At 45.8% G+C, this 8,924-nt stretch carries 7 protein-coding genes, 7 tRNA genes and 1 pseudogene; 12 read left to right on the top strand and 3 right to left on the bottom strand.

The features are described 5' to 3' along the window. The first annotated feature begins 69 nt into the window (after positions 1–69). The gene (locus AND4_RS17950) at positions 70–672 is read left to right on the top strand and encodes an XTP/dITP diphosphatase (RefSeq protein WP_009844403.1); all 603 of its coding nucleotides are present in this window, start codon (positions 70–72) and stop codon (positions 670–672) included. Positions 673–690: 18 nt separating this feature from the next. Beyond that, a pseudogene (gene hemW, locus AND4_RS17945) lies at positions 691–1,862 on the top strand (radical SAM family heme chaperone HemW). A gap of 192 nt (positions 1,863–2,054) precedes the next feature. Here hemW and glsB read toward each other — a convergent pair. The 3 genes from glsB to trmB all read right to left on the bottom strand — a co-directional run bounded on the left by glsB (position 2,055) and on the right by trmB (position 4,838). After that, positions 2,055–2,975 (bottom strand): glutaminase B, encoded by a 921-nt coding sequence (gene glsB, locus AND4_RS17940; RefSeq protein WP_009844401.1) that lies wholly within the window; start codon positions 2,973–2,975, stop codon positions 2,055–2,057. Positions 2,976–3,078: 103 nt separating this feature from the next. Continuing rightward, complete coding sequence (locus tag AND4_RS17935) at positions 3,079–4,107, bottom strand: DNA methylase (protein ID WP_009844400.1); 1,029 nt, start codon at positions 4,105–4,107, stop codon at positions 3,079–3,081. Between the two features lie 11 nt (positions 4,108–4,118). Next, complete coding sequence (gene trmB / locus AND4_RS17930; RefSeq protein ID WP_009844399.1) at positions 4,119–4,838, bottom strand: tRNA (guanosine(46)-N7)-methyltransferase TrmB; 720 nt, start codon at positions 4,836–4,838, stop codon at positions 4,119–4,121. A 203-nt stretch (positions 4,839–5,041) separates the two neighbouring features. Here trmB and mutY point away from each other — a divergent pair, with 203 nt between their 5' ends. The 10 genes from mutY to AND4_RS17880 all read left to right on the top strand — a co-directional run bounded on the left by mutY (position 5,042) and on the right by AND4_RS17880 (position 8,487). Then, positions 5,042–6,118 carry an A/G-specific adenine glycosylase gene (mutY, locus tag AND4_RS17925; protein ID WP_009844398.1) on the top strand — a complete coding sequence of 359 codons (1,077 nt, stop codon included), beginning with the start codon at positions 5,042–5,044 and terminating at the stop codon, positions 6,116–6,118. Positions 6,119–6,137: 19 nt separating this feature from the next. After that, a complete protein-coding gene (locus tag AND4_RS17920; RefSeq protein ID WP_005425792.1) occupies positions 6,138–6,410 on the top strand; it encodes an oxidative damage protection protein in 273 nt (90 codons plus the stop codon). A gap of 86 nt (positions 6,411–6,496) precedes the next feature. Next, positions 6,497–7,636, top strand: a complete 1,140-nt coding sequence (gene mltC / locus AND4_RS17915; RefSeq protein ID WP_043991875.1) for a membrane-bound lytic murein transglycosylase MltC — start codon at positions 6,497–6,499, stop codon at positions 7,634–7,636. A 100-nt stretch (positions 7,637–7,736) separates the two neighbouring features. Further along, positions 7,737–7,812: transfer RNA gene (locus AND4_RS17910), tRNA-Phe, on the top strand. Between the two features lie 53 nt (positions 7,813–7,865). Next, positions 7,866–7,941, top strand: a tRNA-Thr gene (locus AND4_RS17905). Between the two features lie 7 nt (positions 7,942–7,948). Continuing rightward, positions 7,949–8,024: transfer RNA gene (locus tag AND4_RS17900), tRNA-Phe, on the top strand. 42 nt (positions 8,025–8,066) lie between these two features. Continuing rightward, positions 8,067–8,142 (top strand) — tRNA-Asn (locus AND4_RS17895). Between the two features lie 68 nt (positions 8,143–8,210). Next, positions 8,211–8,286: transfer RNA gene (locus tag AND4_RS17890), tRNA-Thr, on the top strand. Between the two features lie 7 nt (positions 8,287–8,293). Then, a tRNA-Phe gene (locus tag AND4_RS17885) sits at positions 8,294–8,369 on the top strand. 42 nt (positions 8,370–8,411) lie between these two features. After that, positions 8,412–8,487, top strand: a tRNA-Asn gene (locus AND4_RS17880). Positions 8,488–8,924 lie beyond the last annotated feature (437 nt).

The following is an 8,924-nucleotide window of genomic DNA, read 5'->3' as shown; positions in this document are numbered from 1 at the left end:
CAACCCTAGAACCTATTAAACTTGGGAGAACAATGCGTTCTCCCTTTATCGCTACAAAAAGAGACGACCATGAAAAAGATAGTGCTAGCAACAGGCAACCAAGGCAAAGTTCGTGAAATGGCAGATTTGCTGTCTGACTTCGGTTTTGAAGTATTGGCGCAAAGTGAATTCAACGTATCTGAAGTAGCAGAAACTGGCACTACCTTCATCGAAAACGCAATCATCAAAGCCCGCCACGCTGCGCAAGAAACCGGCCTTGCTGCAATTGCGGACGACTCAGGTTTAGAAGTCGATTTCTTGAAGGGCGCGCCGGGCATTTACTCCGCACGTTACGCTGGCGAAAAAGCCTCTGACCAAGAAAACCTAGAGAAGCTACTTAAAGCAATGGAAGGTGTACCAGAATCTGAACGTACCGCTCGTTTCCACTGTGTACTTGTCTTGATGCGCCATGCGAACGATCCAACCCCTATTGTTTGCCACGGTAAGTGGGAAGGCCGCATTCTAATCGAAGCACAGGGTGATAATGGCTTTGGCTACGACCCAATCTTCTTTGTACCTGAAGACAACTGCGCCTCAGCCGAACTTGAGCCAGCACGTAAGAAGCAACTGTCTCACCGTGGTAAAGCACTCAAGTCATTGTTTGTTCAACTATCAGAGCAATCAGCACTGTAATCACGAGTGAATCCGATTATGTTAACGCCCCCAGCACTGAGCTTGTATGTACACATCCCATGGTGTGTTCAAAAGTGCCCCTATTGCGACTTTAACTCCCACGCCCTCAAAGCCGAGATTCCAGAACAAGAGTACATCAGTGCCTGCTCGAAGATTTAGATACCGACATTGATAAATACCGCCTGAATGAGGCGCCACGCCTACTGCATTCAATCTTTATTGGCGGTGGCACACCTAGTTTAATCTCAGCGGAGGGTATCGAGCGTCTACTTAAAGGCATTGAAGCGCGTATTCCCTTTAAGCCTGAAATCGAGATCACCATGGAAGCCAACCCAGGCACCATCGAGGCAGAGCGCTTTGCTGGCTACCGCAAGGCTGGTGTGACTCGCATCTCTATCGGCGTGCAAAGCTTTGAGCAACAGAAGCTTGAGCGTTTGGGGCGCATTCACGGTCAAGATGAGGCCGTCAACGCGGCTAAGTTGGCGCACCAAATTGGCTTGAACAGCTTTAACCTCGATCTGATGCACGGTTTACCTGATCAGAGCATCGAGCAAGCCCTCACTGATTTGGACAAAGCAATAGAATTAGCGCCACCGCATCTATCTTGGTATCAGCTGACCATAGAGCCAAATACCATGTTCCACTATAAGCCACCGACGCTACCCGATGACGATGACTTGTGGGATATTTTCGAGCAAGGACATGAAAAGCTGGCCGCAGCAGGTTACGTTCAATATGAGATTTCTGGTTACAGCAAGCCAGGCTATCAATGTCAGCACAATCTGAATTACTGGCGCTTTGGTGACTACCTTGGCATTGGTTGCGGCTCACACGGTAAGCTGAGCTTTGCTGATGGCCGCATCGTTCGTACCACTAAGGTCAAACACCCACGTGGCTATCTGATGGCATACCAAAACATGGTCAAGCCATATCTGGATAGCGAGCAGCTCGTCGCAGATGAAGATCGTCCGTTCGAATTCTTTATGAACCGTTTCCGCTTAATGGAAGCGTGCCCAAAACAAGACTATATCGATACAACAGGTCTGCCTTTGAACTCGATACAAGAGACTATCGATTGGGCACTTGAGATGGGTTACCTGAGTGAAACACAAACACACTGGCAAATTACTGAGAAAGGTAAGCTGTTCTTAAATGACTTGCTTGAAGCCTTTATGGCGGAAGAAGAATAGGCAAGGAAAGTGATTCGAGATTCGAGATTCGAGATTCGAGATTCGAGATTCGAGATTCGAGATTCGAGATTCGAGATTCGAGAAAAATGATGGAAGGGTTGGCTTTAGGTCAACCCTTTTTATTGTAAGAACCCTTCTCGAAGCGAAGCGCTCTATAGGACGAAATCCGTGCTCGCATCTCGCATCTTTCTTCTAAAAAATCGAACGACCAATACGCTCTGCGAGTAGCTCAAGTGCTTTAGTACCAGCGAGTGAGTTACCAGATGGGTCAAGCTCTGGAGACCAAACTGCAATCGTCATCTCTCCCGGTACGATAGCGATAATACCACCGCCGACACCGGATTTACCCGGCATACCGACTCGATAAGCAAATTCACCCGCGCCATCGTACAAGCCACAGGTTGCTAGTAACGCATTTAACTGTTTGGCTTGCTGTGGCAATACAACAGGCTTTCCCGTTTGCACTGAGGTGCCTTTGTTCGCTAGGTAACTAAAAGTCTTCGCCAAATCCACACAACTCATCTTCAATGCACACGCATGGAAATAGTTTTGCAGTACCGGTATCACCTCGTTTTCGAAATTACCAAATGAACGCATCAAATACGCAATTGCAGCATTGCGGTCACCGTGCATCATTTCAGATGCAGCAACGACTTTGTCGTAGACGATATGAGTATCACCCGATAACTGACGAGCAAATTCCAACAAACGTTGACGTGGCGCAGATAGACGACTTTGCAGTAAGTCAGCTACCACAATAGCGCCCGCATTGATGAAAGGATTGCGCGGAATGCCCTGTTCCATCTCTAACTGAATCATAGAGTTAAACGCCTGACCAGACGGCTCTTTGCCAACACGAGCCCATATCTCTTCTTGTTTATACAAACACATTGCCAGCGTCAGGCTTAACGCTTTAGAGATCGACTGAATTGAAAACGATTCTTCAGCATCACCCGCTTTAATCACTTCACCTTGATTGGTGTAGACCGCAATACCCAATTTGTTGTTGGACACTTTAGACAATGCGGGAATGTAGTCGGCGACTTTGCCTTGGCCAATTAAAGGGCGAACTTCCGCCAGAATGTCTGTCAAAATTTGCGCTGTAGGTTTCATTTTCTACCTTCTTGTCACAAGGAGCCAAATAACTGAAGCTCAGAGGTAAAAAAAGCCAACGAAGACGTTGGCTTTTCCATAGAATTTATTCGACTCAAGTCGATTATGGTTTTATTGCCACAATGATGTTGCGGTTAATAGATTGATCAACCCGGTGAAGATAACCGATGTAAGGCTCATCTGAAAGTACCTTCCACCCTTGTGCTTCAAATAATGCCGCCACGTCTTTCCACTTCAAGGTAAATTCGTTGAAAGACAACACTACAGAACCCTGTTTCTTCAACACTACTTTCCATGCAGGCAGCGCCTCTTTTAAAAGCTCCAATGGGCTGCGATTGAGTTTACTGTCTTTGGCATTCTTGCTGCCGTGTTGCACGCCGTAAGGCAAGTCAGACACCATCACATCGACCGAGTTCTTCTTCACAACCTGATCGGCGATACGCGTATCTGCCGAGTACAACTTCATGGTTTGAAGATTACCTTTGTTGTAATCCTCTTTCTCAGCCGCAGCCTCAACCACGAAGCCGTCCGCCACTTTCTTACCGCCAGAAGTGCGCTTTTCTTTGCTCACTTTGTGCTTAAAGCGACCATTCTTCATAAACTTAACGATGAAGGTTTGGAGTTCTTGAACCCATTTCTGGTTGATCTCAACACCCACAACGTTCAAGCCGTGGATCAAACCTTCAAACAGTGTTGTACCTTTACCACACATAGGATCCATTAACGTCAACTGCGCGCTACCTGTATTAGCAGCACTGACACCTAGGTTCACCATCAAACGCGTAAACTGCTCGTTTGTTTTACCTGTATAACGCAGGATCTGACTCATGCTCTCAGGGAAAGTATTGAATGCAGGCGCCTGAATTGGACGCAACAAGCCATCCTCACGCACTTCAAATAGTGCGTAATAGATTGACGACGCAGCAATCTTGCCAAATTGTGCTTCACTCAGTTCAGTTTGACAAGAAAACACAAGTGCCGCAGGAAGACCCACATCTTTGTTGCCAATTTCAGTAACTTCAACACCTTCCGACGCCAAAATCGCTTTCAGCTCAGAACATGCAATCGTCATTGCGCTATCAAAGTAAATACGGTTATGGCCCGGATTCGCTAATATCGCGTAGTGGTACATCGACTGGCTCCTTAAGCAGTGCGCTTGAACTTGATATCCCACACACCGTGGCCAAGGCGGTGACCGCGAGCTTCAAATTTAGTCAGTGGACGCTCTTCTGGACGAGGGATAAAATCACCGTCTGCTGCGATGTTTTCGAAACCTGGTGCTTGGTTCATGATTTCAATCATATGCTCAGCGTAGTTTTCCCAGTCTGTCGCCATATGGAAAATGCCCTGATTAGGGATGAGCTTCTGACGAACCATTTCAGCAAAGTCGAGTTGCACGATACGACGCTTATGGTGACGTTTTTTGTGCCAAGGGTCTGGGAAGAACAATTGCAGTGTTGCTAGGCTGTCGTCTGGGATCATGTGCTCGAAGACTTCAACCGCATCGTGACACATTACGCGCAGGTTAGTAACACCAGCATCACGCGCATCAGCAAGACAAGCGCCAACACCAGGGCTATGAACTTCAATACCGATGAAGTTTTTCTCTGGTGCATTCTTTGCCATTTCAACCAGTGAAGCACCCATACCAAAGCCGATCTCAAGTACAACAGGGTTGTCGTTACCAAATACTTCGTTCCAATTTAGAAGCTCAGCTTTATAGTCGATCCCCATTGTTGGCCAGCATTCGTTCATCGCATTTTCTTGGCCTTTAGTCAGGCGGCCTTCGCGACGCACGAAACTGCGGATTTTACGGATCATTTTACCGTCTTCGTTGTATTCGTTAGTGGTTACTTCACTCATTGATTTTGCCTGCACATTGATTAATCAAAGCGGGGATTATCCAAAGAATTCACTTAGGTGCAAGTATTTGTTGAACAGTCGAGCGATAGCAGCCCAAAAGCAAGCAAACCAAACACAATATCCCCACAGTTTTTATCTTGTACTTACACCACAATCTGTGGTGCAATTTTGCCCCTAACCAATAATAGAATACAGAGCAAGTCGTGACACCTTTCGCCAGTGCCATCTTAGAATGGTATGACGCATATGGAAGAAAAGATCTTCCGTGGCAGCAAAACAAGACCGCTTACAGTGTCTGGTTGTCTGAAATCATGCTTCAGCAAACTCAGGTCACTACGGTTATCCCTTATTACCAACGCTTTTTAGAGCGCTTCCCAACGGTGGTCGAGCTTGCTAATGCTGAGCAAGATGAGGTGCTACACCTTTGGACAGGCTTAGGTTATTACGCACGAGCTCGTAACCTTCATAAAGCCGCAAAAGAGGTCGCCAACAAATACAGTGGTCAGTTTCCACTGGATCTGGCGCAAATGAACGCCCTGCCGGGGATTGGACGCTCAACTGCTGCTGCGGTACTGTCGTCTGTCTATAAGCAGCCACATGCGATATTAGACGGCAACGTAAAGCGCACACTTTCACGCTGCTTTGCCGTGGATGGATGGCCGGGACAAAAGAAAGTCGAAAATCAATTGTGGGAAATCGCAGAAACGCACACACCGCAAGCCGATGTCGACAAGTACAACCAAGCCATGATGGACATGGGTGCCATGATCTGTACCCGCAGCAAACCTAAATGTACTCTCTGTCCGGTCAGCGAAATTTGTGTAGCAAAGAAACAAGGTAATGTGCTTGATTATCCGGGAAAGAAACCAAAAAAAGACAAACCGGTCAAACAAACACGTTTCGTCATGCTCCACCACAAAAATGAAAATGATCACCAAGTTTGGCTAGAACAAAGACCACAGACGGGCATCTGGGGGGGGCTATTTTGTTTCCCACAAACCGAACACAACGACGTGGAAAGTGATATTGAGTTGCTATTGGAACAACGTGGCATTCAAGCAAGCCATATTAAACACCAAGAAACCTTAATCACTTTCCGTCACACTTTTAGTCATTACCATCTCGATATCACGCCGATTTTGGTTGACCTGTCAAAGCAACCCGACGTGGTGATGGAAGGTAACAAAGGTCTTTGGTATAACTTATCTAAACCTGAAGAAGTCGGTTTGGCCGCTCCAGTAAAACTGCTACTGGAAACCTTACCCCACGAACTTCGTTAATTAATTACAAGGAGTCATTATGAGCCGCACCGTTTTTTGTGCTCGACTAAAGAAAGAAGGCGAAGGTCTAGACTTTCAACTTTACCCAGGTGAACTAGGTAAACGTATTTTCGATAATATCTCGAAAGAAGCTTGGGCTCAGTGGCAACACAAACAAACGATGTTGATCAACGAAAAGAAGCTCAACATGATGGATCCTGAGCATCGCAAACAACTTGAAACGGAAATGGTGAATTTCTTGTTTGAAGGCAAGGATGTACACATCGAAGGCTACACGCCACCGAGCGAATAAAGTCAACGTGTTTTAGAACAATGGCATCACAATCAATCTTGTGGTGTCATTTTTATATTAGAGCCCACAAAGTCATCTCAATCGTTATGAAAAAAATTGCCTTTATTGCTACCGCATTCTTAGTGGCTGGTTGTAGCCGCGAATTCGTCGAGCAAATTTATGACGTCAATTACGAACCAACCAACCGTTTTGCTCATAATCTAGCAGAACTGCCGGGGCAGTTTGAAAAAGACACCGACGCTCTCGACGCACTTATTAGTAGCTTCTCTGGCAACATCCAAAAGCGTTGGGGACAACGTGAAATTAAGGTTGCAGGCAAAAGTAATTACGTAAAATACATCGATAACTACTTGAGTCGCACTGAGGTCGACTTCCAAAAAGGTATGATTACCATAGAGACGGTCTCACCGACGGAGCCGCAACAGCACCTAAAAAACGCCATTATCACCACACTTTTGACGCCTGATGATCCGGCAAGTGTCGATTTATTTTCTTCTAAAGAGATCACGTTGGAAGGCCAACCCTTTCTTTACAACCAAGTCGTTGACCAAGACAAAAAGCCAATTCAATGGTCCTGGCGAGCCAATCGTTTTGCTGATTACCTGATAGCCAACCAAGTAAAAACCAAAGATGTCGACTTCAAGAAAGCCTATTATGTCGAAATTCCCATGGTGAAAGACCACTTTTCACAGCGCAGTTACCAATACGCAGATATTGTGCGTCGTGCTTCGAAGAAATACGACATCCCTGAGGATTTGATCTACGCCATTATAAAAACCGAAAGCAGCTTTAACCCATACGCAGTAAGTTGGGCTAATGCCTATGGATTGATGCAGGTCGTGCCAAAAACGGCTGGCCGTGATGTGTTTAAATTGGTGAAGAACCGTTCTGGCCAACCAAGTCCTGAATATTTGTTTAACCCAGAAAACAACATTGATACTGGAACGGCTTACTTTTACATCCTTAAAAACCGTTATTTGAAAGATGTGCAACACCCAACCTCATTAGAATACAGCATGATTTCGGCTTATAACGGTGGGACTGGCGGTGTTTTGAACACTTTCTACCGAAAGGATCGCAAACGCGCAATGAGAGATTTAAACGCTTTGCAGCCAAACCAAGTTTATTGGGCACTAACCAAGAAACACCCAAAGACAGAGGCACGTCGTTACCTAGAAAAAGTTACAAATTTCAAAAAGGAATTTAACGCTGAACACACTTTGTAGTGACAGTTGAATAAAAAGCATTCGAACGACCACTTTTTTGAAATTATTTACAAAAAGTGGTTGACGAAAAGCGGGAAAATCCGTTTAATAGCGCTCCGTTGCCCGGATAGCTCAGTCGGTAGAGCAGAGGATTGAAAATCCTCGTGTCGGTGGTTCGATTCCGCCTCCGGGCACCACGATTTAACATTGTTGGTGCTTAGCACGAACAGTGAGTAAAAGAATACAGTGTGCCGACTTAGCTCAGTAGGTAGAGCAACTGACTTGTAATCAGTAGGTCACCAGTTCGACTCCGGTAGTCGGCACCATTCTTTTGCCTCGATAGCTCAGTCGGTAGAGCAGAGGATTGAAAATCCTCGTGTCGGTGGTTCGATTCCGCCTCGAGGCACCATATTTGGTGCACTTGCTTAAGGCAAGACACAAACAGAATAATTCCTCCTTAGCTCAGTTGGTAGAGCGACGGACTGTTAATCCGCAGGTCACTGGTTCGAGCCCAGTAGGAGGAGCCAAATTCTAGAGTTTCATGTAAATGAGATTCTAAAATGAAGAGTTTACTCTTCACAAAAAGAAACGGTACGCCGACTTAGCTCAGTAGGTAGAGCAACTGACTTGTAATCAGTAGGTCACCAGTTCGACTCCGGTAGTCGGCACCATTCTTTTGCCTCGATAGCTCAGTCGGTAGAGCAGAGGATTGAAAATCCTCGTGTCGGTGGTTCGATTCCGCCTCGAGGCACCATATTTGGTGCACTTGCTTAAGGCAAGACACAAACAGAATAGTTCCTCCTTAGCTCAGTTGGTAGAGCGACGGACTGTTAATCCGCAGGTCACTGGTTCGAGCCCAGTAGGAGGAGCCAAATTAGAAAGCCAAGTCTTCGGACTTGGCTTTTTTCTTATCTGCGATGTTCACAACTCCACTCCCCTAGCTTCAAATACCTAATCTGCTAATAGCAATCACAGCAAACCAATAAGCAGCATTGGCACAGAAAAACGCTTGAGAAGTCAGCAAAGTTTTCTCAATAAACCGTCAACCAAATTGAAGAAAGCGGTAACCAACCAAATCCGCTCACAACAGAACACCAGTCCCCTTCAACTTATTGGCACCTTTAGCTAATAAACTTAAAAGCTCACTAGCAGAACTCCCTGTATAGCTGCCTCTCAAAGCCAGTTGTTCAACAAAGGTAAGATTTAGATGTGCTTTTGTATCTGACCAATTAAGGCCATATGGCAATTAAAATAGAGCTAAAAAATCGTGTATTACAGCTCAAAATGCATAAAAACAGCCCACTCCGAG

This window comes from Vibrio sp. AND4 (assembly GCF_000171815.1).
Classification (GTDB): domain Bacteria; phylum Pseudomonadota; class Gammaproteobacteria; order Enterobacterales; family Vibrionaceae; genus Vibrio.
The sequence above is the reverse complement of the archived record's forward strand: the minus strand, read 5'-3'. Positions and strand labels throughout refer to the sequence as shown.